Origin of the sequence: Pontibacter litorisediminis (assembly GCF_029360645.1) — a bacterium.
Classification (GTDB): domain Bacteria; phylum Bacteroidota; class Bacteroidia; order Cytophagales; family Hymenobacteraceae; genus Pontibacter; species Pontibacter litorisediminis.
Genome location: NZ_JARDUA010000007.1, coordinates 252523 through 278250 on the forward strand (window position 1 = coordinate 252523; position 25728 = coordinate 278250).

Here is a 25728-nt window from a genome sequence, read left to right on the forward strand (position 1 = left end):
CCCCACAACCTGCGGGGCCTTTAGTCTATGTTCTCAAACTCTTCACCTAGAAGTTGAGAGGGTGTATTATTGCTGTTCTTCAAGCATCTTATACACGCGCACGTAGTCCACTTCCATGGCCTGGGGGAACACACCCGGGTCTACTCCCTGGGCCCCGCCCCAATCGCCGCCCACGGCGACGTTGAGCAGCAGGTGGAAGCGCTTGTCGAAAGGCCATGCCTGGTAGCCGGTGCCTTCGTTGGGGTAATCAAAAATCAGCTTGTCGTCGATATAGCCTTTTATGTCATCCGGAGTCCAGTCCACGCGGTACAGATGAAAGTTGGTGCTGGCCGTAGGCACTATTTCCTGCTTGCCTTTTTGGGTGCCCTTGCTGTGGTTGTAGGCTTCGGTGTGCACGGTGATGTGCACCCTGTTCTGGTCGTAGCCCACGTGCTCCATGATGTCGATCTCCCCGGACTTGGGCCAGCCGCCGTAGGCCCAGTCGGTGGGCAGCATCCAGATGGCCGGCCAGGTGCCCCTGCCCGTCGGCAGCTTGGCCCGCACCTCAAAGCGGCCGTATAAAAAGTCGCCCTTGTTCTTCGATACCAGCCTGGCTGATGTATAGTCCATGCCCGCTTTCTTCTGCTTTCGAGCTGTAATAGTGAGCACCCCGCCGGCCACAGAGGCGTTGCTCAGCTTGTCGGTGTAGTACTGCAGCTCGTTGTTGCCCCAGCCGTGGCCGCCCGTGTCGTAGCCCCACTTCCCCGGGTCCGGCTTGCCGGTGTAGTCAAACTCATCGGCCCAAACTGGGGAGGAGGAAAAAGACCATTTTTTCTCCTCCTGCTGAGCAGGCTTATCAGCAGCCAGGTTCAGGTGCTGCGCAGGAAAAGAAAGGGATGCTCCAAGCATCAGAAAGGAAATAAACTGGTAAATCATACTTTCTATTGATTTTGAATTACTCGATCATACTTATGTAGAAGAACGGTGCGTACGTTTTAAGGGGCCTTTTAAGGCAAAAGCGTGCTATGCCAGGGCTGCCTACCCTGCGTAGGCAGCTAGCTTTGGCTACTGAATGGACTGGATTATTCTATCATTTTGTACACGCGCACGTAGTCCACTTCCATGGCCTGGGGGAACACACCCGGGTCTACCCCCTGGGCCCCGCCCCAATCGCCGCCCACGGCTACGTTGAGCAGCAGGTGGAAGCGCTTGTCAAAGGGCCAGGTGCTGTAGCCCTTGCCATCGTTTAGGAACTCAAACACCTTCTGGTCATCAATGTATCCTCTTACAGCATAGGGTGTCCAGTCCACCCGGTACAAATGAAAAGCGGTGCTGGCCGTCTCAATTACTTTGCTGTTGCCGCGCTGCGTGCCCTTGCTGTGGTTGTAGGCTTCGGTGTGCACGGTGATGTGCACCCTGTTCTGGTCGTAGCCCACGTGCTCCATGATGTCGATCTCCCCGGACTTGGGCCAGCCGCCGTAGGCCCAGTCGGTGGGCAGCATCCAGATGGCTGGCCAGGTGCCCCTGCCCGTCGGCAGCTTGGCCCGCACCTCGAAGCGGCCGTATAAAAAGTCGCCTTTGTTTTTTGTCACGAGCCTAGCCGATGTGTAGTCTTTGCCATCCCTTTGCTCCTTGCGGGCCGTGATGGTAAGGGTACCGCCAGCCACAGTGGCATTGCTCAGGTTTTCAGTGTAGTACTGCAGCTCGTTGTTGCCCCAGCCGTGCCCGCCCGTGTCGTAGCCCCACTTCCCCGCGTCCGGCTTGCCGGTATAGTCAAACTCATCGGCCCAGACAGGGGAAGCCTCAAATGTCCAGTTCTTATCCTGGGGGGCCTGGGGCCGTGGGGCAGGGGCAAGCGGACCCGGATCATCAGACTTTGAGCCGCATGAGGTAGTAAGCAGCGGCAGCAAAAGCAGCGTTACACAATGCCTAACCTTATTCTTGATGTCCCCTCCCGAAAATTCCATTTTACTGTTGTTGCTGGTTAACATGCACCTGGTGCTACGCATTTACTTATACTTTAAGAAGAGATAAAGCCAGGCTAAGACCCTGGCTTTATCTCTCTTTTTACCTATCAAATCAGTTTTCGAGCTTAAAGTCATCCAGGAAGAAAATACCGGGGATGTAATTGCCCTCGCCGCCTACCTGAACGACGATTCGGTCAAAATCCTTTCTGTTTATTGTCTCAGCCGCGCCAAAGTCGAAGGTGAGCTCCACCCACTCGTTCAGTTTGCTTACCTGCTGCTTTATTTCCACCTGGCTTTCCCAAGGCTGGGCAGCGGTGCCATCCTGTAGTTTAACAGACACTTGCTTGAGCAGGTGCGGGTCAGCCCATGACTCACCCTCAGCGGAATTAAAGTCGTTGTAACCAGGTATGAAAACCTTTAGCTTGAATACGTGGCGCTCACGCAGGTCCAGCTTGTGGCCAAAATCAAGGAACATGTTTGCAAAGGCATAAGGCTGTCCGGCCTGCTTCACGTACATGGCCACCTTGGCAGATGTATTGATAGGAACCGGAGCCGGGTTGTCATAGCTTTGGTTTAGCATTAGGGCGTCGGTCTTCCAGGTTACGTTCCCGTCCGTATCAAAATCATCGTAGATGTCGGTGATTTTGTATGGCTTCTCTTCTACCACCACCGGCGGCGTGTAGCCTTCGGGTACCAGCACGTAGTTCCTAACGCCGCTGCCACCGCAGCACACCTTTCTAAGGTGTAGCCTCTTCTCCGATAGTTCCACCACCTCGTAGGTGCCAGCGCCATCTGCCCAGGCAATGGTTTCTCCGTTGCTTACCGAAAGCATTGTTTTGCCGTTTTCCTGATAAAGCCTCCAGGTACTGGCGGCTGCCGTATGGGAGACGCAAACGTTTTCCTGTCCGCCTTCTATGCCCCACATGGCGCCTCCGCTCTGGTTTTCAAAGGCAAAGCCGTTTAGCTTGAAAACATACTTGTCATCTTTCATGCAATCGTTCTGCGCATCCAGTGTCTGGCTCCACCAGGAGGAGGGGGCTTCGGGCGGTCCGCCGAAGTTCATAGGCCCTACCGGGTCGAACACCCAGGTCTTGCCCTCGGCAGCTTCGGCACCACCTGTCAGAAAGTTATAGTCTTCCCTGTCCAGCATAGCGTAGTCTGTTGCAGCTATCTGTATTGTTTTGGTGCTGGTTGCGTAGCCACCGCTCGTGAACACGGTCAGCTTCACAGTATATTCTCCGGCCAGGGCAAAAGCGCCTTGTACTTGCTGCCCCTCCGTCACGGTGCCGTTGCCAAGGTCCCACACGGCCTTAAAAACACCTGGGGTTTGGTTTGTGAAGTTGATGATGTTCGCGTTCTCGGAGCTTGGCGTTGCCGTAAACTGCACCATCTCCGAGGATGGGGCAGGAGCCAGCCCCTTGTCAGATTCCTCCGGGGTACAAGCGGAGAACATGCCCGTCAGCAGCAGCGCTGCCAGCACGGTGTATAGTTTGGTTTTGAAAGTATGATACCTCATGATTTCTTCTGTTAAAATTAGTGACCTCAAGGCCTATCGGTACTCAGGATTCTGCACAAGCTTTGTGTTTGCCAGCTCATCCTGCGGAATGGGCAGAACTTCGTGCTTGCCTGCCACAAAGCCCATAGGAGCCAGCACGGAGGCGGCCCTGCCGGTACGCACCAGGTCATGGAAGCGGTGCCCTTCTGTGGCCAGTTCCAGCCTGCGCTCTCGGTAGATGTTCTCCAGGGTAGGCGTCACGTCAGGCAGGCCCACGCGGTTACGAACCGCGTTCAGCAAATCAGCGGCCCTGCTCATGTCTCCGCCGCCCTGCACGATGGCTTCTGCCTCCATCAGGTAAGTGTCAGCCAGGCGTATCTCGATATAATCAATGGGGAAGTTAAGGGCTACATCACCACCTGCAGTAGAAACCCATGCCTCTCTTGCAGCATACTTTTTTACAAAGTAACCGGTATCGTCGTAGCCTGGCTCATAAGTAGCACCTTCTATACTGTTAACATCAAGTACTGTATGCTCATAACGTGGGTCACCCTCAAGAGCCTCTACCAAGTTCTCCGTAAGCGGGTTAAAGCCCCAACCTGCTATATAAGTAGGCCCGGAATAACCTCTTGGGCCCATCATTTGAGCGGCAATATTACCTTCCGTATTTTGCCAAGGACCACTCCAGCTTGATCTCGACAGGTTGGTGTGTACAATCTCAAATATAGATTCGCTATGGAACTTGTTAGTTGGGTCGAAAATAGCTCCGTAATTATCTAGCAATTTGTAACCGTACATGCTTGTTCCTCCAGGCGTGCCATTCACGTCTGCCAGTTGGGCTGCCGCCTCTCCCCACTTCTGTTGGAAAAGGTATACTTTACCAAGTAAAGCTTTTGCCGCTCCTTGTGTGGCCCGGCCACCTTCTGAAGACGCTGGAACAGTTATAGGCAAATCTGAAATCGACTCATTTAAATCTTGCTCTATTTGCGCATACACTGCCTCTGGAGCTGCCTGTGTCTGGTTGAATATTTCCTGCGTGGCCAGTGGCGCCGTGAACAGGGGCACGTTTCTGAATAAGCGTACCAGTTCAAAGTAATAATAAGCGCGCAGAAACTTCGCCTCAGCTGTGTAACGCTTAGCAGTGGCCTCATCTAAACCTGGTATACCCGCCTCAATTTTAGAAAGGAGCGTGTTAGTTCTTGCCACTCCTCTAAAGTTTCTGTCCCAGTATTCTTCCTGGGGTCCAACAGCAGGATTCAAGGTAAACCTGTTCCATGCATGCCAGGTACTCATATCCGACGGGCCTCCCCCGCCGGCATAGGCATCGTCAGAGGCAGCATTGATGGCCCCTATGTTATGGTAGGCCTCGCCAAATTGCCAGCCAAGCGGGTCGTAGGCAGCCACCAGGCCGGCAAACGCTTCCTCAGGGTTTTTATAATACTCTGATTCCAGGATCGTGCCTTCCGGGTCTACCTCCAGAAAGTCATCCTCACAGGCACTAAACATTGGTAAGGCTAGCGTGAAGACGGCAGCATATATGAATTTCTTTTTCATGATTCTCATGTGTTTATATTCTTTCCTGTTACAGACCTAGGTTGACACCAACCATAAAGGTGCGTGCCTGCGGGTAAAAGGCACGGTCGATACCGAAGATGTTCCCGCCGATCTCCGGGTCGTAGCCGGTGTACTTGGTGAATGTCACCAGGTTGTTGCTGCTTACATAGAAGCGCGCCCGCTGTAAGGAAATTTTATCAGTAATGGATTTAGGAATGGTGTATCCGATCTGCAGGGTTTTGATTCTGAAGTAATCCCCGTCCTCCAGGTAAAAGTCAGAAGGGTTGGAGAAGTTGTTGTTCGGATCAGAAGTCGACAATCTTGGATAGTCGTCCGATGTACCCTCTCCCGTCCAGCGGCCCAAGGCGTTGCTTTGCCAGTTTGCTGTCGAGATTTCCAGGCGACGTAGCCCCTGGAAGATTTTATGGCCGGTGGCACCCTGGCCGAAAACAAGCAGGTCAAAGTTATTCCAGTCCAGGTTCAGGGTTGCACCAAATGTCCAGTCAGGTAGCGGCTTGCCCAGTACCACCCGGTCATCTGCCGAGATTTTGCCGTCGTCGTTTGTGTCAACCCAACGGAAGTCTCCTGGGCGCGCGTTAGGCTGTATCACGATGTTATCGGAGCTCTTGTAGCTTTGCACCTCTTCTTCGTTCTGGAAGATGCCATTGGTCTGGAAGCCATAGAATGCGCCGTAGGGCTGCCCCACGATGGTGCGGTTCAGCGGGAAATTAAAGGTCTGCACACTGGCGCTGCCGCTTTCTGTGAACGTTTTGCCGCTTTCCAGTGACAGGATCTCGTTCTTTACGTAGGCCGCGTTGCCGGAAAGGCGGAAGCCAACTTCTCCGAATGTCTGGTTGTAGCCTAACTCAAACTCCACGCCCCTGTTCTGCATATCGGCAATGTTTGCCAAGGGGTTTCCTGTGGAACCGGCATAGCCTGGCAGCTCAAGCGGCCTAAGGATACCGGTGGTTTTCTTGTTGTACCAGTCGAACGTGAGGTTGAAGTTCTGCAGGAAAGTAGCCTCCAGGCCTATGTTTGTCTGAGCCGTTTCCTCCCAGCGCAGGTCAGGGTTGGCGGGGGCGTTAGGGCTGTAGCCGATGGTGTAGCCCTCGTAGCCGAAAGTATAGTTTCTTCCAGGGCTAACCGTTGAGATAAACCCGAAGTTGCCGGTGTTGTCGTTTCCTACCTCGCCGTAGGAGCCTCGGATTTTCAGGAAGTTTATCGCATCATTTGTTGGCCAGAAATCTTCATTTGAGGCTACCCAGCCTAGGGAAACAGAGGGGAAGTAACCGTATTTGTTGTTCTCTCCGAATCTGGAGGAACCGTCTCTGCGAATGATGCCGGTAAACAGGTACTTTTCTTTGTAGTCGTAGGTAGCGCGGGCAAACAGGGAGCTGATCGTATGCGCCACATTATCATAGGCATAGGCCGTGATATTGGTGCTCGGAACAGGCAGGTTAAAGGAGGCGTCGTCAAAGTTAGTGGCCGGAATCGCATTATAGGTTGTTCCAAGGCCGTCGGTCTGACCGTCTTTGTAAGCACCCTGGCCGAGCAGGACCGTAAAGTTGTGGTCTGCGATGGCTCTTGAGTATGAGAGGGTATTCTCAACATTGTAATCTATCACCATGTTCCTGTCACGGCTCCTGGCTGTCTGGTTGCTGATAGTTGAGGCGTTCAGGTAAAACACCGGCCTGTAGCTTTCGCCCCCCCAGTAGGCTAGTTTCCCGCCCAGTGTTGATCTGAGCTTAAGGCCTTTTAGCGGCTCCAGCTCTGCAAAGGCATTGCCCACGATGTTATCCGACCAGCCATAGTTTCCCAGCTGAGTCTGTATGTAGGCCAAAGGGTTGGTCATCTCCTGCATTACCGTTGTAGAAATGCCATAAGGGTAACCCTGTGCGTTTCGGATAACAGGCTGCCTGTTATAGACACTTTCCGGGTTTTCCAGGATAGCCGGGTCTGTGATCAGCACCGGGGTGATTGGATCCAGGTTAATGGCGGAGTTCAGCGGGCCTCCAAACTCTGTGTTGGGGTTAAAACCGCCCATGCTCTTTACATGGGAGTAGCCAAGGTTCTGGCCCAAGGTAAGCCATTCCGTCACTTTGTGGGTAGAGTTCAGGCGGACGTTGTGGCGCTTGTAGTTTGATATCTCTGTTGCCACGATGCCTTCCTGATTCAAATAGCCGTAAGACGCGTAATAGGAGGATTTCCCATTGCCCCCGCTTATGCTAAAATCGTGGTTCTGGATGCGGGCATCGTCATTAAATACATAATCTTGCCAATCAGTGCCTTCTCCATAAGACTGTGGATCCGCATAAGGTAAATTAACCGCGCTGCCAGGCTGAAGTCCGTTGATGTAGGCTTCATTTCTTAAGGTAGCGTATTCGGTCGCGTTCAGAAGGTCTAGCCTTCTCGCCGGGGCCTGCGTACCATAGTAGGCGTTATAATTCAAGCGTATGGCTCCTTCTTTCCCTTTCTTGGTTGTCACCAGAATGACACCGGCAGCGCCACGTGTTCCATAAATAGCCGCTGACGCAGCATCTTTCAACAACTCAATAGATTCGATGTCTGACTGGTTCAGGTAGTCTATCCCGCCGCTCACGATCACACCATCCACTACATAAAGCGGGTCGTTGTTATTCAAAGTAGTTATACCTCGCACGCGAACGGTAGAGGCAGCGCCTGGTGCACCGGAGTTGGCGGCTACTGCTACGCCAGAGGTCCGGCCTTGCAGGGCCTGCTCTACGCGCGTGATCTGCTGGTTCTCCAGGTCGGCTGTTCTAACGCTGCTAATAGCGCCCGTTACCACGCTCTTCTTTTGGGTGCCATAGCCTACCACCACCACTTCTTCCAGGGCTCTTGTATCCGGCGACAGGGAGATGTTGAATGTGGACTGATTGTTTATGGCCACTTCCTGCGGCGTATAGCCGATAAAGGAAAACACCAGCGTGCCGCTTGCATCAGGAACTGATAGTGAGAAAGCGCCACTGGCATCAGTAGTTGTGCCTTTTGTGGTTCCTTTCAGCACAACTGTTACCCCTGGTAAACCGGAGCCGTTCTCATCGGTTACCTTACCCGTGAGGGTGATGGCCTGAGGCACAGCCAGGGGCAGGGGCTGTAGCCAGCCGGCACTCCCTGCCGCTACGCCAGTGGTAACGCTGGTAGCCAGGGTTATGCAGCCAAGTGCTGTGTAAAACTGTTTTCTCATAAAGGTTCTATTAGGTGAAAGTTTGATAGGTTTCTTTGTGTGATTAATCAGTTACAGATAAGCCCGGAAATCATCCTGTGAAAACTATGTTAGGAGGTGCGCTTAGTTAGCTGATTATTAAGTGGGATAATTTTAGACGTTAAAGAGGAGTTATCAAAAGAAGTATATACAGCTTTTCTACTTTCCTACTACGTCACGACTACTTCACAATCTTTGGATGTTGATTTAATTACTTGGTTACTAGATATTTATATGAATTTGGTGCTCAGAGTGCGGACACGCCGCCGCTGTGGGTAGCTTTTGAATGAGTGCTTATTGAAGTAGAGAGTAGGGTACCCCGCTACTTGCCCAGAGAGGGGCAACAGAAATGAGCGGGGGCTGTGGGAGGGACAGCCAAAGCAGGCTGTAGCTGGCAAGGTATGCTGCCATACTATAAAGTATAACAGCATACCTTGGCAGAGTTCTAAGGCATAAGTGCCTAAAAGGAAAGGGAAGAAATAATCTATGGTCCTGGTTGCAGCAAGGCTACCCCCGCATCACCAGATAGTAGATGTAAGAGAAGTATACCAGCAGGAAAACAATGCCGTTGATGCGGTCTATGGCGTTCCGCTTTCCGATAGGCAGCGCAAGTATAAGCATGGCGCTGGCCAGAATCATCATGATGATGTCAGCGTTGTTCAGCACATTAAAGGGCAGCGGGTTAATAATAGCGCTGACACCCAGGATCCAGAGCAGGTTAAAGATATTGGAGCCCACCACGTTGCCCACGGCAATGTCGATGTTTTTGCGGTAGGCTGCCATGGCCGAGGTAACAAGCTCGGGCAGTGAGGTACCGATAGCGACTACCGTCAGGCCGATGAACGACTCGCTCAGGCCAAATGACTGTGCTATGTGCACGGCTCCGTCTACCACCCACTTGCCGCCCAAAAACAAGCCCACTACCCCTAAGAGTATAAAGAGGATGGCCTTGCCTATCGACATGGAAGGAGCTTCCTTATCATCCTCCACTACCTCGTCTTTATTGGTTCTCGCCACATTGTAAATGTACACCAGAAACATTCCGAAGAAGCCCAGCAGGATAGCGCCATCCTGGCGGCTAATGTAAAGGTCGTAGTCACTGTTAAACAGGGTGGCGTTGGCAAGGAAGCCTACCAGGAGCGTGGCTATCAGGGAGAAAGGTATCTCGGTTAGGATGGTGTTGCGCTTGATAGGCAGAGGGCAAATCAGCGCCGTCACCCCAAGTATGAGCAGCAGGTTGGCCACGTTGCTGCCGAACACGTTGCCAATAGCCAGTTCCGGCTGTCCCTGCAGGCTGGCCATCATGTTCACGATCAACTCGGGCAGCGAGGTGCCGAAAGAGACAATCGTCAGGCCCACCACCATGTCTGAAAGGCCGTAGCGCTTCGCAATAGAGGAGGCCCCGTCCACGAGCACATCAGCACCTTTAATCAAGAAAACAAAGCCAAGAACAAACAGTAGGTATAACAGCATGTGGGGTTGGTTTCGGGTTTACGTGTGGTTCCGTGTACGTTAATAAAAATGGCTGCCCAACGTATACCCGGGGCAGCCATTAAAGTATAAATAACAGCTTTTTGTTTAGGCCATGTTGTGGTATACTGCCTGCACGTCGTCGTCTTCCTCAAAGCGCTCTATAAGGCCCAGCACCTCCTCTTCCTGCTCCTCGGTTAACTCGGTACGGGTAGTCGGGATACGCTGCACCTCACCGCTGATCACATTCAGCCCTTTTTCCTCCAGGCCTTTCTGCATGTTGCCGAACTCTGTGAAAGGGGTCTCGATGATGATCTCGCCCTCGTGCTCATAGATATCCTCGGCGCCGAAATCGATTAGTTCCAGCTCCAGCTCCTCCAGGTTTACGCCTTCTGATGAGATCTTGAAAATGCCCTTGCGGTCGAACATGAAGTCCAGCGAACCGGTTTTGCCCAGCGAGCCGCCGCCCTTTGAGAAGTGCATGCGCACGTTCGCAACGGTACGGTTCAGGTTGTCGGTGGCGCACTCCACCACTACGGCGATGCCATGTGGGGCGTAGCCCTCGTATACTACCTCCTCGTAATCCTTCTCCTCTTTCGACGAAGCACGCTTGATAGCCGCCTCCACGCGGTCTTTCGGCATGTTCACACCCTTGGCGTTCTGAATGGCCGCTCTTAGGCGAGAGTTGGTATCAGGGTTAGGGCCGCTTTCTTTCACGGCCATCACTATTTCTTTGCCGATGCGCGTAAAGGCCTTCGACATCTTATCCCAGCGTTTAAACTTACGGGCTTTTCTGAATTCAAATGCGCGTCCCATAGTATGCGTTTTTTTATACTTACAAAGTTAGGCAGCTGAAACGTAATTTGGTAGTTTTTTAGTTACTGGTTGTTCGTTATGTTGAGGAGGAATGAAATCACTCCACAGGGGGTAGTGTCTCTAGAAACAAATAACGAGCAGCGAATAACTATTTCCGTGGCGCCAGGTGGTAGTCTGAGATGCGTAGCTGCTCATCGCAGAAGCTGTACTCATGCTGGATGTTGGAGCCGACAATGATCAGGCGACCTTCCTTGTTCTGGGCCACGTGCTCCTGGTACCAGGCCACGCCCTCCTGGTCAAGGTTGGTAGTGGGCTCATCGAGCAGGAGCAAAGAGCTGTTGGAGTAGATAGCCAGTCCCAGCTTCAGGCGCTGCTTCATTCCCGAAGAGAAATCCTTCACGAACTTGTTCTTGGAGCGCTGCAGGCCCATGCGGTCTATCAGGGCGGTGGCGGAGAGGTTGTGGCGCAGCGACTTGAAGCGGGTATGGAAGTCTAGCATCTCGAGCAGCGTAAACTCCTCCACCAGCTCCAGGTAGGGAGCCGTGAGGGAGAGGTGGCGGTATACCTCGTCCTGCACCACTTCCTTGCCCGCGCACGTATACTTCAGCTGCCCCTCGCTTGCCAGGTTGTGCCCGGCGATAATGGTAAGAAGAGTGGATTTCCCGGAGCCGTTATGCCCTAGTATGGCATAAGCGGTGCCTGACGCAAAGGTGTACGTCAGGTTCCGGAAAATCCACTCGTAGTTATAGCGTTTACCTAAGTCTGTTAGGCTAACTTGCATCTTTTGCGAAATAGCCTTTAATGATACCGCGGCCTGAGTTACGCACAAAGTTGATGATCTCGTCGCGCTCCCTGCTTGGCGAAAGCTCCACCTCGATCTTGTCCAGGGCTTGGCTGTTGTTAAGGCCGTTCAGGAACAGGATGCGGTACACGTGCTGTATCTCGTTTATCTGCTCGCTTACGTAGCCCCTGCGACGCAGGCCAATAGAGTTGATGCCGGCGTAGGAGAGAGGCTCACGGGCTGCCTTCACGAACGGAGGCACGTCCTTGAGCACCAGCGAGCCGCCGGACACAAAGGAGTGGGCCCCGATTTTGGCAAACTGGTGCACCAGGGTGGCTGCGCTGACAATGGCGAAGTCGCCAACCTCTACGTGGCCTGCAATCTGCACCGAGTTTCCGATGATGCAGTTATCGCCTACCATACAGTCGTGGGCTACGTGGGCATAGGCCATCACAAGGCAGTTCTTGCCGATAATGGTCCTCATCTTGTCGATGGTGCCACGGCTAACGGTAACATACTCGCGGATAACGGTATTGTCCCCGATGTGGGTGGTGGTTACCTCGCCGGCAAACTTCAGGTCCTGCGGGATAGAGGATATCACGGCACCGGGGAAAATCTTGCAGTTCTTGCCGATGCGGGCGCCTTCCATGATCACCGCGTTAGAGCCGATCCAGGTGCCTTCGCCGATCTCCACGTTCTTGTGGATCGTGACAAACGGCTCGATTACGACGTTATGCGCGATTTTAGCTTCTGGGTGTACGTATGCTAATGGCTGGTTCATGCGTCTTTCTTTACTATACTTGCCGACATTTCAGCTTCCATTACCAGTTGCCCGCCCACAAAGGCCTGGCCACTCATCTTGGCAATGCCGCGCTTTATTGGAGCCAGCAGTTCACATCTAAAAATTATCGTATCGCCCGGAAGAACCTTACGCTTAAAGCGGCACTTGTCAATGCCCAGGAAGTAGGTCCAGTAGTCTTCCGGCTTCTCGACGGTGTTCAGAACAAGAATCCCGCCAGTCTGCGCCATCGCCTCGATCTGGATAACCCCCGGCAACACCGGGTTACCCGGGAAGTGGCCCTGGAAGAACGGCTCGTTCATGGTTATGTTCTTAATGCCCATAACCGTGGTATCGTCTAAGTGGATGATTTTATCTATCAGCAGGAACGGGTAACGGTGCGGCAGGGTGGCGGCGATCTGGTTGATGTCCATCACCGGTTTCTTCTTCGGGTCGTAAGTGGGCACGTTCTTGATCGTCGCCTCGTGGATCATCTTTTTCACCTTTTTGGCAAAAGCGATGTTGGCAGCGTGGCCCGGGCGTGCCGCCAGGATCTGCCCCTTTATCGGGCGGCCGATCAGGGCCAGGTCACCCAGCAGGTCGAGCAGCTTGTGGCGGGCCGGCTCGTTCTTGAAGCGCAGCTCCGTATTGTTCAGGATGCCTTCGGCCTTCACCTCCACCTTCTGCTTCTGCAACAGCTCCGACAGGTGCGTCAGCTCATCTTCCTGCACCACGCGGTCCACAATCACAATGGCATTGTCCAGGTCTCCGCCCTTGATCAGGTTCTGCTTGAAGAGCATCTCCAGCTCGTGCAGGAACACGAAGGTGCGGCAAGGGGCAATCTCTTTCTCGAACTGGTTGAGGTCTGTGATAGAGGCGTGCTGGCTGCCCAGTACCGGGGAGTTGTAGTCCACCATCACCGTTACGCGGTAATCGTCCAACGGAAGGGCGGCAATCTCCACGCCACGGGCCTCATCCTTGTAGCTAAGGCCCTGGGTAATCTCGAAGAAGTTGCGCAGGGCGTTCTGCTCCTGCAGCCCCGCCTGGTGCAGGGCCTTCACGAACTCAATGGAAGAGCCATCCATGATCGGGGGCTCCGGACCATCCAGCTCAATGAGCACGTTGTCTATCTGCAGGCCAACAAGAGCTGCCAGGGTGTGCTCCACGGTGTTCACGCGGGCGCCGTTCTGCTCTATGGTTGTTCCCCTGGATAGGTCCACCACATTGTCCACATCCACGTTTACAGTTGGCTTGCCAGGGAGGTCAATGCGCTGGAATTTATGTCCATGGTTGATTGGAGCGGGCTTGAACGTCATGTTCGAGACCACGCCGGTGTGCAACCCTATGCCCGATACCGTGACCGGAGCCTTAATGGTGTGCTGTTTATCGTTCATTCACGTATGTGTAGTCGTGTATTTGCTTGTGTTGCCTAAGTGCTGGCGCAGGCGAGTGCGCTGCAGCTGCCTGAGGCACAGGCATGGCCTGTGCAGTGCTTTAGCCCTGCAAACTTAAGATATAAAATAGGGTATTACCAATTTTTATGGCTAAAGTAGCTGCAGTGTATCAGAAAGTACGGCAAAAGGCAAAGTATAACGTATAGAAGAACCCCAAATCCTCAGCAACATCAAGCGGATGGCCCTGAAAGGCTTCTTTCTACTTTACCGGAAGCCAGTGTTTATACTTTCTCTTTTAGCATTTCCAGTTCGCGCTGCAGTTCCGGCAGTTTGCGGAAAACGGTCATGGCGCGCAGGTTCTGCTTGTAATCGAAGGCCGGGGAGCCCTGGATAATCAGCCCTTCCTCTTTCACCGACTTGGAAACGCCGGACTGTGCCCCAATCGTTGTTTTATTGGCGATGGTGATATGGCCCACGATCCCTACCTGCCCTGCGATCACGCAGTTGTTGCCGATCTTAGTAGACCCTGAGATGCCTGACTGGGAAGCGATCACCGTGTCCGTGCCTACCTCTACGTTATGAGCGATCTGCACAAGGTTGTCTACTTTAGTGCCCTTTCGGATGATAGTAGAGCCCATGGTGGCGCAGTCGATGGTCGTATTCGCGCCAATGGAGATGTCGTCCTCCAGCACCACGTTGCCGATTTGCGGAACAGCTTTGTAGGTGCCGTCAGCCTGTGGTGCCCAGCCAAAGCCATCGCTGCCGAGCACGGCGCCGGAGTGGATGGTGCAGTTGCTGCCCACCACGGTGTTGGCATAAAGTTTCACGCCGGCAAATATGGTGGTATTGTCGCCGATCACCACGTTATCGCCTATATAGGCCTGCGGAAAGATACGTACGTTGTTGCCTATCCTGCAATTGGTGCCGATGTAGGAGAAAGCGCCGCGGTAGTGGTTTTCGCCAATCTGGCTTCCCTGGCCCAAAAAGCAAGGCTCCTCGACACCAGTTTTTGAGGCCAGCAGCGCCGTTTGGTAGTAGTGCAGCAGCGTTGAAAAGCTGGAGTAAGGGTCGGCCACCCGGATAAGGGTAGCCTGGGTCTGTTTTTTCAACTCCAGCGTATCCGATACAATCACGGCGCTGGCGCTGGTACTATATAAGTATGGTTCGTACTTCAGGTTGGAAAGAAAAGCAAGGGCGCCTGTTTGGGCCTCCTCAATTTTTGCCAAGGTGCTGACCTTTACAGTGTTGTCTCCTTCTACCTTGCCCTGTAGCAAGTCAGCTATCTGTTGAACAGTAAATTCCATTTTGTAAAATTAGAGCAAAAACTCAAAAACGCTACCGCTTTGGGGGTGCAAACTTAATAAAAAATCCCTCCACTGCACACGCCCCTTCGCTTATACTTTGTGAACCTACCTTTAGCCTTAGTACAGAGAACAAGTATAAAACAGCTCAGGAGAACTAAGTTCTGATTTCTTTAGTCATGGTGTAAATTTGAATAGGGAGGGGTGGGAAAGTGTGGGTGGGGGAGGATATGTAGTGCTACCTGTATGCTGTTACAGGTGCCCGTGCTAGCTTGAGCCTGTGCTTAGCGGCTGCTTCATAGTTGGATACAAGCTATACTTCCTTGGCTGCTGCTGCCTGCAAATTGAACCAAGTTATCCTTAACTAGCCACCGCTCATCCTCTAGACTTACATACCTACGGTTGCATTTCATACTTTCTGCTCTCCAGCCCGAGAGGGCTCGTCTTTGGGCATCGCGCTGTCTACATTTCCTTTGCTCCTACGTCGCAATGCCGCCAAGGCGGCACCGGAAATCTAGAAGGCGCTCAACCCAAAGACTGGGAACAGGTTCGATAGCCACAGCTGACGGAGCTTGAACCGTACTCCCTCCCCTGTTTTTAGGGGAGGGGAGGGGTAAAGCCCCCTTGGAAAGAAGCAGAGGGATAAAAATCGTCTGCTGGACAATTCCCCTCCTTGGAGGGGTTAGGGGTGGGTTAATACTTCTGCTGATGCTACCCAAGTTGCCATGGAACTTATGCTTCAGCAGAAGCAATGACATGCTCCCCTCCTGGGGGTAGGGGCCCTCGAAAAAACCAAGGAGGGGCAGGGGTGGTTGGGCCAGGTACTGCAGCCAAACGCTCGCGGGACCTTCGGACACTGTGTGACTATAGGATAAACAGTGTCCGAAAAGCTATGGCAGTTGGAACCAAAACTTTGCTACAAATGCACCACCTCTTTCGGGTAGCAGACGAAGTGTTTCTCTACCTTATAGCTTAAAGCCCGAATATTGGGCAGGTCAGAGGCCTCGGCCACATCCACCACATAGCCTGTTTTAGTGAGCATGTCGATGGTCTGGCCCTCCACATCGTAGGCGTTGTTACCGATCTTGCCTGAGATCATGAGGTACTTCACGTCTTCCTCCGCCAGGTTATACGTATCCTGTACCAGCTCTTTCAGGCCCAGCAGCATCTCCTGGTCTATGGGCTTGGTGGAGATGTATACTTTGAACAGCTTACGGCTAAGTATACCTTTGGCCAGGTACGAAAGTATAAAGTCCGGGTGCAGGGCCCACTCTTTGATGCCACTCCAGATATCGTGGTCATCCAGCGAGACGAAGCGCTCCAGTATGCTCTTGTCTTGCCGGAAGTCCTCCAGTGTGAGGTCGGAGGAGAGGAAGAAGCGGAGACAGGGGCTGGTTGGCACGTCTACGCCGCGCTGCATCAACTCCCGGGCCCGCTGCACCACACGCAGCACCATGTTCTCGGCGCTGATTACCGTTTTGTGCAGGTATACCTGCCAGTACATGAGGCGGCGGCTCACCAGAAAGTTTTCTATGCTATAAACACCTTTTTCCTCCACCACCAGCTTGTCGTTGGCCACATCCAGCATCTTGATAATGCGGTCAGCTCCGATCTTGCCCTCGTAAACTCCCGTATAGAAGCTGTCGCGGTTCAGGTAATCGAGGCGATCCACGTCTAACTGGCTGGAAACGAGCTGGTGAAAGAAGCGGCGGGGATACTTGTCGGTAAATATATCGATGGCCATACTCAATCTTCCGCCAAAGTGGTCGTTAAGCAGGTGCATGATGTGCAGCGACAGGTGCTCGTGGTGCACGTTCTTAAAAATAGCCGTCTCCAGGGCATGCGAGAAAGGGCCGTGGCCCACGTCGTGCAGCAGGATAGCGATGAGCGAGGCCTCGTATTCGGTATCGTTTATTTCGTTATTTTTACTGCGAAGCGTTTGCAGGGCCGTATCCATCAGGTGCATGGCGCCCAAGGCATGGTGAAAGCGCGTGTGGAGTGCCCCCGGGTACACCATCTCTGTCAGGCCCAATTGCTTGATGCGGCGCAGGCGCTGAAAGTACGGATGCTCAATAATGTCGAATATAAGTTCTGTCGGGGCTGTGATAAAGCCGTAAACAGGGTCGTTAAAGATCTTTTTCTTGTTCACAAAACCGAGGCTTGAAGTTAGGGTGCAGGATATATAATAATATAACTATATATGCCTGCTTTACGTTTCAAGGCAGAACGCGCTCCATTTCCTGTTCATCTGGCGCAGGTGACTAAAGCTGCTCTGCCTGGTACGCTGCGAAAGGAAGCGTGTTAAAACTTCAGTTCGTTTTAACAACGGCGCCTTTCAGCCGTTAAACAAATTAGACATACTTACACAAAGTATAAAACGATGCAAAGATACAATATTTTATGGGCCGATGATGAGATCGACCTCCTCAAGCCGCACATCCTGTTCCTGGAAGACCGCGGCTACGACATTACACCGGTAAACAGCGGCGCCGACGCCATAGAGGAGTTCCGCGAGCGCAGTTTCGACGTGGTGTTCCTGGATGAGAACATGCCCGGCATCAGTGGGCTGGAGACGCTCAATGAACTGAAGACCATCCGCCCTACGGTGCCCGTGATCATGATCACCAAGAGCGAGGAGGAGCACATTATGGAGGAGGCTATCGGCTCCAAGATCACGGATTACCTCATCAAGCCGCTGAACCCAAACCAGATCCTGCTATCGGTAAAGAAAGTGCTGGAGAACAAACGCCTGGTAAGCGAGAAAACCAATATGAGCTACCAGCGCGATTTCCGGCAGTTGGGCATGGCCTTTGGCGAGCGCCTGAGTCCGCTGGAGTGGGCTGATATCTACAAGAAGCTGGTGTACTGGGAGCTGGAGATAGACGAGACGGAGAACAAAAGCATGGCCGATGTGATCAACATGCAGAAAGACGAGGCCAACTCCAACTTCGCCAGCTTTATCATGGATAACTATGAAGACTGGATGAACGGCGATGAGGAGGCGCCGCTGATGTCGCACCAGTTGTTCAAGCAGCGCGTGTTCCCGATGATGAAGGAAAGCGACCGCCCCGTATACTTTGTGCTGATCGACAACCTGCGCTACGACCAGTGGAAAGTGCTGGAGCCGCTGATCTCGGATTATTTCTCTGTGGACTCTGAGGAGATGTTCTATTCTATACTTCCGACCACCACGGCCTATGCCCGGAATGCCATTTTCTCAGGTATGCTGCCTACCGAGATCCAGAAGAAATACCCGAACATGTGGGTGAGCGATGATGAGGAGGAGGGCAAGAACCTGCACGAGGCTGATTTCCTGGACATCCAGTTCCAGCAGAACCGCGTTACCGACAAGCACAGCTACCACAAGATCACGAACGTACAGGCGGGCCGCGATCTGCTCAGCAAGTTCAGCAACCTGGACAACAACAAGCTGAATGTTATCGTGTATAACTTCGTGGATATGCTTTCGCATGCCCGCACCGACAGCAACATGGTTCGCGAACTGGCCCCCGACGAGTCGGCTTACCGCTCCATTACCCGCTCCTGGTTCCTACACTCGCCGCTGTTCGATACCCTGAAAGCGATAGCCGAGAAAAAAGGCAGGCTCATCATCACCACCGACCACGGCACCATTCGGGTAAAAAGGCCCTTTAAAATCATCGGCGACAGGAACACCAACACCAACCTGCGCTACAAGCACGGTAAAAACCTGGGATATACCGATAAAGACGTGTTCACGGTGCGCAAACCGGAGCGATTTTTCTTGCCAAAGGCTAACGTTTCCACTACGTTTGTATTCGCGATAGAAGATTACTTTTTCGCCTATCCAAACAACTATAACTACTATGTGAACTACTACAAAGATACCTTCCAGCATGGGGGTGTGTCGCTGGAGGAAGTGATCATACCATTTGTAACGCTTACACCGAAGAATGTCTAATACAGGAGTAGAACGGGCACATATCAGGATGTCGTCGTTGGAAGATCTGCCAGCGGCGGCTTCTGTGCTTTTAGAGGAGGCCACTTCTGAGCCCATCATCCTCTTCGAGGGGCCCATGGGGGCCGGCAAAACCACACTTATAAAGGAGCTCTGCCGCCAGTTGGGTGTGGAGGAGAACGTGAGCAGCCCTACCTTTGCCCTAGTGAATGAGTATGAAGGTCGGAACAGGAAACTAATTTACCATTTCGATTTTTATAGGATTAACGAGGAGCGCGAGGCCCTGGACATCGGAGCCCCGGAGTACTTCGAGTCCGGCAACCTGTGCCTGATCGAGTGGCCCTCCATGATTCCGAACCTGCTGCCCGAGCATTACCTGCTGGTAGAACTAGAAGTAGGGGAGGACAGCATAGAAAGAACTGTAAGAATAAAAAAATATAGTGAAAGCAAATGATGATTTGTCCCCCTTTGAAGGGGGTAGGGGGATGAGAATTTATATTGGAACAAAACAGCCACTATAACAAAAAACTGAAGTCTTTTGCAAAAAGCCTTCGCTCAGACGCTACCAAAGCAGAGATCAGGTTATGGTGTGAAGTTCTGAGCAAAGGCAAGACAGGGTATGGCTTTTTGCGCCAATGGCCAATCGGGAATTATATTGCCGATTTTATGAGCAAAGACCTGAAGCTGATTATTGAAGTGGATGGATATTCTCATTATTTTAAAACAGAATAAGATCAGGTACGGGATAAAGTAGTGGCGGACTTGGGCTTTACAGTGCTGCGATTTACAGACGAAGAGGTGATGGAGGATCTGCCAAACGTTGAACGAGCTATTCAAATTTTTATAGCTGACTCACAAGTGTAATCATCCCCCTGCCCCCTTCAAAGGGGGACTAAAAATGTTTACAAACTAAATTAACGTATGACGGAGAAGTTTGCCGTAGAATTTGGAAAGATTACCACAAGCACGGCGCTCTACCCGAAAGAGTCGATGCTGGCGGTGGAGGAGAGGCGCCGTAGCCTGTTTATCGGCATTCCAAAGGAATCATCGTTCCAGGAGAATCGAATAGGCTTGACGCCTGATGCTGTGAAGCAGCTAACTGACCAGGGGCATCGTATCCAAATAGAGGCGGGGGCAGGCAGCCCCTCTAAATACTCCGATAATGAATACTCCGAGGCCGGGGCAAAAATTGTATATGCCACTGAGGAAGTATACGAGGCGGACATTATCCTGAAAATCGCCCCGCCGACCTATGACGAGATAGAGTACCTTCGGCCGGGGCAGACGCTGATTTCCGCCTTGCACTTCGGCAACCTGACCTCCGATTACATCAACGCGCTGCTTCGTAAGAAAATCAATGCTATCTCCTTTGAACTGATACGGGATAAATCCGATGCCAAGCCCGTGGTACGCGCCATGAGCGAGATTGCCGGTAGCACGGTGATGATGGTGGCCGCCGAGTATTTGAGCAGCAGCAACGAAGGCAAGGGCATTATATTAGGTGGTATCACGGGAGTGGCGCCTACCAAAGTTGTTATACTTGGGGCAGGCTCTGTGGCTGAGTTTGCCGCCCGTGCGGCCCTTGGTCTGGGCGCTGAGGTGCGGGTGTTCGACAACCACATCTACAAGCTCCGCCGCCTGAAGCACAACGTGGGGGCACAGATCTTCACCTCCACCCTCGACAAGGCGGTGATGTACCAGGAGATCAAGCAGGCCGACGTGGTGATCGGCGCCTTTGTGGCCGACGAGGGGCAGATCACCTGCGTGGTGGAGGAGAGCGTGGTGGCCCAGATGAGCCCTGGCTCCATCATCATCGACGTCTGCATCGACCAGGGCGGCTGCTTCGAGACCTCCGAGATCACCTCGCACTCGCGCCCCATCTACCGCAAGTACGACATCATCCACTACTGTGTGCCCAACATCCCCTCCCGGGTGCCCCGCACGGCCTCGCAGGCGCTTTCTAACATTTTTACACCTATCTTTACCGAATTCTCCAAGTACGGCGGTATCAACGAGGTCCTGTTCATGAACGAGCATTACCGCAGCGGGGTCTATATCTACAAAGGCAGCCTCACCAACGCCCACATCGCCAAACGGTTCGGCATGCGGTATAAGGAGCTGGGGCTGATGATTGCGGTGCGGAATTAATTTGGTCGCAAGGTAATTACGGGATTTATGGGATCAGTAGGGGATTATGGTTCCCCGCCACGGATAAGTCTTGGATCCCGAACTTGTTTAGGGGAGAGATGTGGAGGTTGGAACCGGTAAGAAGGAAAGCGACGTTTTCTGTTTTTTGCTAAAAATATAGCAGACTCTCTTTTTCATAATATCGCTTTCCTTCGCTTTTCCTAGTATTCTGCAATAGCCTGTTGAGCCTTTTAGTACGCACGCCTGCATAGGTTCTTCTGAAATGCTGCTTGTTCAACTGTACATACAGCCCATCTGAACCAAAGGCTTATATCCTGAACAGTTGCCTGTTCTTCTGGCTAGGATCTGGCTTTCACTCTTGCTAGCCTATAAATGCTGAACTTTGCCGGCACTTTGCTCATATTGGCGGTAGTATGTAAGAGCCTGCTTCAAATCAAAAGGATATAATCTAAATTTGTTTTACTTTTGTGTGCTAATTCACAAATGAAAACAATTCTTATATGGCTGTTGCTTCAAAAAAAGACACAGGCTTCTTCAATTCTCTCCAAATCTTCCGGGGCATAGCTGCTCTAATGGTAGTCTTTCATCACCAGTGGCCTTCCTTCACTTACTTCTTTGGGATTGAGGACAGTACTCTTGCCTTTATCGCTGGATTAGGAAAACATGGAGTTGACTTCTTCTTTGTCCTATCAGGCTTTATTATCACATACTCCTGCTATAATAAAGTAGCTAGTCTTGATAATAACAAGTCCTATCTTCTCAACAGGGTATTAAGAATTTATATCCCTTACCTTCCTATTGCTGTGGCTATGTTACTGCTATATTGTTTATTCCCTAATATGTCAGAAAGCAATAGAAATATAAGCTGGCTTACCTCCCTCACACTAATACCAGATGGTTCACCAGCCTTGTCTGTAGCCTGGACATTAGTTCACGAAATGATGTTCTACCTGTTGTTCCTTATTTGGTTTTATAGCAAAAGAGCTTGGTACTTGTTTACAGCTATATGGGCAGCAACAATAGTGTATCTGAATTGGGTTCAGGTAAGTATAGCGTGGGAGAGTATCCCTGTCCTAAAGTATTTTGCTTCTGTGTATAATCTAGAGTTCATTATGGGCTTTTATCTTGCTATTCTGGTAAAGAAGACCAAGCTAGCAGGGCAGCCAGTTCTCCTTATAGCGGCCGCTACAGTATTTATTGCAGCGGTGCTTTTGAAACTTTATGAATGGCAGGCCCCCATTACTCTAGTATTTGCGGTGAGCTTTGTCTTTCTGATTCTAGGCAGTATCAACACAGCACTGGATAACATCAAATCTTCTAACCTGCTGATGATGTTGGGCAATGCTTCTTACTCTATTTACTTAGTACATAACCCGGAGATAAGTGTTCTGGTGAGGTTATTCCCAAAGTACTCGGAAGGTCTTTATACAGGAATTGTTTTTGTAACAGTGTTTACCATATGCTGCCTTACCGGTGTAGTGTATAGTAAAGTATTTGAAGAGTACCTCCTGAAGAAAGCAAAAAGCAAGTTGCTACCAACTCCATCCAAAGACCTAGTACAACTCAAGGGTGTTAAGTAGGGCCTGATGTCGCAACTAAGTAATTAGAAAGCGGCTGGTTAAGAATCTACATGTTCCACTTATTTCGCTTTTTACCTACCACAATATACAAGAACAGTAGCTTCCTAACCCGGCACGAGATTGCTAAGTCTTTTGATTTAATTGCCTTAGTAGGTTCTCCAAGTACGGCGGCATCAACGAGGTGCTATTCATGAACGAGCACTACCGCAGCGGCGTCTACATCTACAAGGGCAGCCTGACCAACGCCCACATCGCCAAGCGGTTTGGGATGAGGTGTAAGGAGCTGGGGCTGATGATTGCGGTGCGGAATTAATTTGGTCGCGAGGTAATTACGGGATTTATGGGATCAGTAGGGGATCAAGGTTCCCCGCCACGGATAAGTCTTGGATCCCGAACTTGTTTCGGGGGAGGGGTAAGGGTGGTTGGAGCCGGTATCTGCTTTTTCAAGACAGTAATTTGCAAAGGCAATAAGTATGTATGCGCATAAGTGAATCAGAAGCAGCAAGAACCTCTTGGTGTTGTTATTCTATTAAGGATATGATATTTTCTTAGGGAATGCTGCTAATGTAAAAGGTTAAAGGTAACTTTGCCTCTGCGTAGAATAGCACTAAGTATTCCTTACGCAAATGCGGCAGGAATGTTAAGTATGAATGCCGGCGACTGTTCGGTTCAGCACTTAATGCGATAAAAGAAGTATACGAAGTATTCTAATGAAGATTATCAATACACCTATTTCCGGGTGCTACCTTATAAAGCCAGCTATATTTGAAGATAGTAGAGGCTACTTCTATGAAAGCTTTAATGAAGCAAAATTTAATAACCTGACAGGTGCTGATGTGCATTTTGTGCAGGATAACCAATCTTTTTCCTCTTACGGCGTTCTAAGGGGGCTGCACTTTCAGCAAGGTGCCTATGCACAGGCGAAATTGGTATGGGTTTTAAAAGGGGAGGTATTGGATGTGGCAGTAGATTTGCGGCCCGAATCTCCAACTTTTGGAGAACATTATTCTGTGGTATTATCAGCAGAAAATAAGCTGCAGTTTTTCATTCCAAGAGGTTTTGCCCATGGCTTTGTAGTGTTGAGTAAAGAGGCGGAGTTCTTCTACAAGTGTGACAACTACTATAATAAAGAGTCAGAAGGAAGTGTTCTATATAGTGATTCAGAATTAGGGATAGACTGGAGAGTAGCACCTGACGATATTATTGTTTCGGCTAAAGACAAAGAAAGTGAACCGTTTGCGGCTTTTAAAAGGTCGATAACTGAAAAGATATAATACTTATTTTAGCAAAAAGCAGTGCGTAGAGGAAATAGATACACCAGAGAGAACAAATGAAAGGAATCATACTTGCCGGTGGCTCGGGCACCCGGCTGCACCCCCTGACGCTGGCGGTGAGCAAGCAGCTCATGCCGGTCTACGACAAGCCGATGATCTATTACCCCCTGTCCACGCTCATGCTAGCTGGCATAAGTGAGATTCTGATCATCTCTACACCTCACGACCTGCCCCTGTTTGAGCGCCTTTTGGGCGACGGCTCGCAGATCGGCTGCCGCTTCTCCTACAAGGTGCAGGAGGAGCCCAACGGGCTGGCGCAGGCCTTCGTAATCGGGGAGGAGTTCATCGGAAAGGACAAGGTGGCCCTGGTGCTGGGGGATAACATCTTCTACGGCTCGGGGATGAGCAAGCTCCTGCAGGCCAACAATGACCCGGACGGGGGCGTGGTGTACGCCTACCACGTGCATGACCCGGAGCGCTACGGGGTGGTGGAGTTCGACAAGGGCATGAAGGCAGTCTCGATCGAGGAGAAGCCAAAGGAGCCAAAGAGCAGCTACGCCGTGCCGGGGCTCTACTTCTACGACAACGAGGTGGTGGAGATCGCCAAAAACCTGGAGCCCAGTGCGCGGGGCGAGTACGAGATCACGGACGTGAATAAGGAGTACCTCAGGCGGGGCAGGCTGAAGGTGGGCATCCTCAACCGCGGCACGGCCTGGCTCGACACGGGCACGGTCCAGTCGCTGATGCAGGCGGCCACGTTTGTGCAGGTGATTGAGGAGCGGCAGGGCCTGAAGATCGGCTGCATTGAGGAGGTGGCCTGGCGCATGGGCTTCATCTCAGACGGGCAGCTGCGGGAGATCGCCGAGCCGCTGAGGAAGAGCGGCTACGGAGAGTACCTGCTCCGCATGCTAAAGGAGAAGTTTTAAACACATTTTTGATATTATGAAGGTTCTAGTAACAGGTAGTGCAGGCTTTATAGGCTTTCATTTAGTTAATAGATTGTTAGAGAGAGGAGATGAGGTTGTTGGGTTTGATAATATAAATAACTATTACGAAGTTCGTCTCAAATATGGAAGGTTAGAAGAAGCAGGTATTGTAAAGGAGGAGATTGAACAAGGGAGGTTAATGCAAAGCAAAAAATTTAATAGTTATAAATTCGTTAAGGAGGATTTAACAAATAAAGACTTTTTATTGAATCTGTTTAAATCAGAAAAATTTGATGCAGTTGTTAATCTGGCTGCACAGGCTGGCGTCAGGTACTCATTGGAAAATCCTGATGAGTATATTGCCTCGAATGTACAAGGATTTTTAAATATACTTGAAGCATGCAGATACTATCCTGTTAAGCATTTAGTATATGCTTCTTCAAGCTCTGTATATGGGACAAATACGAAAATTCCCTTTTCTACTAAAGATGCGGTTGACCATCCTATTTCTTTGTATGCCGCGACTAAGAAATCGAATGAACTTATGGCTCATACCTATAGCCATCTGTTTAATATTCCAACAACCGGAATCCGATTCTTTACTGTTTATGGACCTTGGGGAAGACCTGATATGGCGCTCTTCCTTTTCACTCGCAAAATTTTAAATGGTGATCCTATAGAGGTTTATAACAACGGAGAAATGAAGCGTGACTTCACCTATATTGATGATATAGTAGAAGGTATAGTAAAAGTGCTTGATAAACCTCAATCAGTTAGTAAAAACTCAAGTGGTAACAGCCTCGAAGCCTTAAAAACAAAAGCACCCTACAAAATCCATAACATTGGAAATTCCTCTCCTGTGCTTTTAACAGATTTTATTGATGCGCTTGAAGAATCGATCGGGCAAAAAGCGGAAAGACAATTAAAGCCCTTACAACCTGGAGATGTATTATCTACATGGGCAGATGTAAATGACTTAATAAAAAACCACAACTACCAACCTAAGACAGAGTTACGAACAGGAATTACTAATTTTGTTAAATGGTATAGAGAGTTTTACAAAGTTTAGAAAGTACATATAAATATATTGTATAAAATAATATTA

At 51.0% G+C, this 25728-nt stretch carries 20 protein-coding genes and 1 pseudogene; 9 read left to right on the plus strand and 12 right to left on the minus strand.

Annotation, left to right across the window (positions count from 1 at the left end; translation table 11 throughout):
* Positions 1-66: 66 nt before the first annotated feature.
* From PXG97_RS18480 to PXG97_RS18535, 12 genes are all read right to left on the minus strand, one after another.
* Positions 67-915 (minus strand): glycoside hydrolase family 16 protein, encoded by an 849-nt coding sequence (locus PXG97_RS18480; RefSeq protein WP_276499301.1) that lies wholly within the window; start codon positions 913-915, stop codon positions 67-69.
* 146 nt (positions 916-1061) lie between these two features.
* Positions 1062-1970 carry a glycoside hydrolase family 16 protein gene (locus PXG97_RS18485; RefSeq protein WP_276499302.1) on the minus strand — a complete coding sequence of 303 codons (909 nt, stop codon included), beginning with the start codon at positions 1968-1970 and terminating at the stop codon, positions 1062-1064.
* 88 nt (positions 1971-2058) lie between these two features.
* Entirely contained in the window at positions 2059-3462 is a 1404-nt protein-coding gene (locus tag PXG97_RS18490) for a PKD domain-containing protein (protein ID WP_276499303.1), read from the minus strand.
* 33 nt (positions 3463-3495) lie between these two features.
* The gene (locus PXG97_RS18495) at positions 3496-4995 is read right to left on the minus strand and encodes a RagB/SusD family nutrient uptake outer membrane protein (RefSeq protein WP_276499304.1); all 1500 of its coding nucleotides are present in this window, start codon (positions 4993-4995) and stop codon (positions 3496-3498) included.
* A 28-nt stretch (positions 4996-5023) separates the two neighbouring features.
* Positions 5024-8200, minus strand: coding sequence for a SusC/RagA family TonB-linked outer membrane protein (locus PXG97_RS18500; RefSeq protein WP_276499305.1), 3177 nt, complete (start codon positions 8198-8200; stop codon positions 5024-5026).
* A gap of 525 nt (positions 8201-8725) precedes the next feature.
* The gene (locus tag PXG97_RS18505) at positions 8726-9691 is read right to left on the minus strand and encodes a calcium/sodium antiporter (protein ID WP_276499306.1); all 966 of its coding nucleotides are present in this window, start codon (positions 9689-9691) and stop codon (positions 8726-8728) included.
* A 105-nt stretch (positions 9692-9796) separates the two neighbouring features.
* Positions 9797-10504 (minus strand): YebC/PmpR family DNA-binding transcriptional regulator, encoded by a 708-nt coding sequence (locus tag PXG97_RS18510; protein WP_276499307.1) that lies wholly within the window; start codon positions 10502-10504, stop codon positions 9797-9799.
* A 148-nt stretch (positions 10505-10652) separates the two neighbouring features.
* On the minus strand, positions 10653-11285 hold the full coding sequence (locus PXG97_RS18515) for an ABC transporter ATP-binding protein (protein WP_276499308.1): 633 nt from the start codon (positions 11283-11285) through the stop codon (positions 10653-10655).
* Positions 11275-12066: an acyl-ACP--UDP-N-acetylglucosamine O-acyltransferase gene (gene lpxA, locus PXG97_RS18520; protein ID WP_276499309.1), complete on the minus strand. Its 792-nt coding sequence runs from the start codon at positions 12064-12066 to the stop codon at positions 11275-11277. The genes PXG97_RS18515 and lpxA overlap by 11 nt, the downstream gene beginning before the upstream one ends.
* Positions 12063-13457 carry a bifunctional UDP-3-O-[3-hydroxymyristoyl] N-acetylglucosamine deacetylase/3-hydroxyacyl-ACP dehydratase gene (locus PXG97_RS18525; RefSeq protein ID WP_276499310.1) on the minus strand — a complete coding sequence of 465 codons (1395 nt, stop codon included), beginning with the start codon at positions 13455-13457 and terminating at the stop codon, positions 12063-12065. The genes lpxA and PXG97_RS18525 overlap by 4 nt, the downstream gene beginning before the upstream one ends.
* Before the next feature lie 281 nt (positions 13458-13738).
* A complete protein-coding gene (gene lpxD, locus PXG97_RS18530) occupies positions 13739-14761 on the minus strand; it encodes a UDP-3-O-(3-hydroxymyristoyl)glucosamine N-acyltransferase (protein ID WP_276499311.1) in 1023 nt (340 codons plus the stop codon).
* Between the two features lie 913 nt (positions 14762-15674).
* Positions 15675-16907: an HD domain-containing protein gene (locus PXG97_RS18535; RefSeq protein WP_276499312.1), complete on the minus strand. Its 1233-nt coding sequence runs from the start codon at positions 16905-16907 to the stop codon at positions 15675-15677.
* Positions 16908-17138: 231 nt separating this feature from the next.
* Between PXG97_RS18535 and porX the strand changes: the two genes are divergently transcribed.
* The 9 genes and pseudogenes from porX (at position 17139) to PXG97_RS18580 (ending at position 25692) form a co-directional block, all read left to right on the plus strand.
* Positions 17139-18698: a T9SS response regulator signal transducer PorX gene (gene porX / locus PXG97_RS18540; RefSeq protein WP_276499313.1), complete on the plus strand. Its 1560-nt coding sequence runs from the start codon at positions 17139-17141 to the stop codon at positions 18696-18698.
* Positions 18691-19149, plus strand: coding sequence for a tRNA (adenosine(37)-N6)-threonylcarbamoyltransferase complex ATPase subunit type 1 TsaE (tsaE, locus tag PXG97_RS18545; RefSeq protein WP_276499314.1), 459 nt, complete (start codon positions 18691-18693; stop codon positions 19147-19149). The genes porX and tsaE overlap by 8 nt, the downstream gene beginning before the upstream one ends.
* 44 nt (positions 19150-19193) lie before the next feature.
* A pseudogene (locus PXG97_RS18550) lies at positions 19194-19559 on the plus strand (endonuclease domain-containing protein).
* A 57-nt stretch (positions 19560-19616) separates the two neighbouring features.
* Entirely contained in the window at positions 19617-20843 is a 1227-nt protein-coding gene (locus PXG97_RS18555) for an alanine dehydrogenase (protein ID WP_276499315.1), read from the plus strand.
* A 500-nt stretch (positions 20844-21343) separates the two neighbouring features.
* Positions 21344-22423, plus strand: coding sequence for an acyltransferase family protein (locus PXG97_RS18560; protein WP_276499316.1), 1080 nt, complete (start codon positions 21344-21346; stop codon positions 22421-22423).
* Between the two features lie 181 nt (positions 22424-22604).
* A complete protein-coding gene (locus PXG97_RS18565) occupies positions 22605-22736 on the plus strand; it encodes a hypothetical protein (protein ID WP_276499317.1) in 132 nt (43 codons plus the stop codon).
* Between the two features lie 397 nt (positions 22737-23133).
* A complete protein-coding gene (gene rfbC / locus PXG97_RS18570; RefSeq protein WP_276499318.1) occupies positions 23134-23697 on the plus strand; it encodes a dTDP-4-dehydrorhamnose 3,5-epimerase in 564 nt (187 codons plus the stop codon).
* A 56-nt stretch (positions 23698-23753) separates the two neighbouring features.
* A complete protein-coding gene (gene rfbA / locus PXG97_RS18575; RefSeq protein ID WP_276499319.1) occupies positions 23754-24623 on the plus strand; it encodes a glucose-1-phosphate thymidylyltransferase RfbA in 870 nt (289 codons plus the stop codon).
* Between the two features lie 16 nt (positions 24624-24639).
* Positions 24640-25692 carry an NAD-dependent epimerase gene (locus PXG97_RS18580; protein WP_276499320.1) on the plus strand — a complete coding sequence of 351 codons (1053 nt, stop codon included), beginning with the start codon at positions 24640-24642 and terminating at the stop codon, positions 25690-25692.
* Positions 25693-25728 lie beyond the last annotated feature (36 nt).

What these genes read in the sequence shown, in the direction of transcription:
- PXG97_RS18480 (WP_276499301.1), bottom strand. Translation starts at nt 915, where the DNA reads ATGATTTACCAGTTTATTTCCTTTCTGATGCTTGGAGCATCCCTTTCT.
- PXG97_RS18485 (WP_276499302.1), bottom strand. Translation starts at nt 1,970, where the DNA reads ATGTTAACCAGCAACAACAGTAAAATGGAATTTTCGGGAGGGGACATC.
- PXG97_RS18490 (WP_276499303.1), bottom strand. Translation starts at nt 3,462, where the DNA reads ATGAGGTATCATACTTTCAAAACCAAACTATACACCGTGCTGGCAGCG.
- PXG97_RS18495 (WP_276499304.1), bottom strand. Translation starts at nt 4,995, where the DNA reads ATGAAAAAGAAATTCATATATGCTGCCGTCTTCACGCTAGCCTTACCA.
- PXG97_RS18500 (WP_276499305.1), bottom strand. Translation starts at nt 8,200, where the DNA reads ATGAGAAAACAGTTTTACACAGCACTTGGCTGCATAACCCTGGCTACC.
- PXG97_RS18505 (WP_276499306.1), bottom strand. Translation starts at nt 9,691, where the DNA reads ATGCTGTTATACCTACTGTTTGTTCTTGGCTTTGTTTTCTTGATTAAA.
- PXG97_RS18510 (WP_276499307.1), bottom strand. Translation starts at nt 10,504, where the DNA reads ATGGGACGCGCATTTGAATTCAGAAAAGCCCGTAAGTTTAAACGCTGG.
- PXG97_RS18515 (WP_276499308.1), bottom strand. Translation starts at nt 11,285, where the DNA reads ATGCAAGTTAGCCTAACAGACTTAGGTAAACGCTATAACTACGAGTGG.
- lpxA (WP_276499309.1), bottom strand. Translation starts at nt 12,066, where the DNA reads ATGAACCAGCCATTAGCATACGTACACCCAGAAGCTAAAATCGCGCAT.
- PXG97_RS18525 (WP_276499310.1), bottom strand. Translation starts at nt 13,457, where the DNA reads ATGAACGATAAACAGCACACCATTAAGGCTCCGGTCACGGTATCGGGC.
- lpxD (WP_276499311.1), bottom strand. Translation starts at nt 14,761, where the DNA reads ATGGAATTTACTGTTCAACAGATAGCTGACTTGCTACAGGGCAAGGTA.
- porX (WP_276499313.1), top strand. Translation starts at nt 17,139, where the DNA reads ATGCAAAGATACAATATTTTATGGGCCGATGATGAGATCGACCTCCTC.
- tsaE (WP_276499314.1), top strand. Translation starts at nt 18,691, where the DNA reads ATGTCTAATACAGGAGTAGAACGGGCACATATCAGGATGTCGTCGTTG.
- PXG97_RS18555 (WP_276499315.1), top strand. Translation starts at nt 19,617, where the DNA reads ATGACGGAGAAGTTTGCCGTAGAATTTGGAAAGATTACCACAAGCACG.
- PXG97_RS18560 (WP_276499316.1), top strand. Translation starts at nt 21,344, where the DNA reads ATGGCTGTTGCTTCAAAAAAAGACACAGGCTTCTTCAATTCTCTCCAA.
- rfbC (WP_276499318.1), top strand. Translation starts at nt 23,134, where the DNA reads ATGAAGATTATCAATACACCTATTTCCGGGTGCTACCTTATAAAGCCA.
- rfbA (WP_276499319.1), top strand. Translation starts at nt 23,754, where the DNA reads ATGAAAGGAATCATACTTGCCGGTGGCTCGGGCACCCGGCTGCACCCC.
- PXG97_RS18580 (WP_276499320.1), top strand. Translation starts at nt 24,640, where the DNA reads ATGAAGGTTCTAGTAACAGGTAGTGCAGGCTTTATAGGCTTTCATTTA.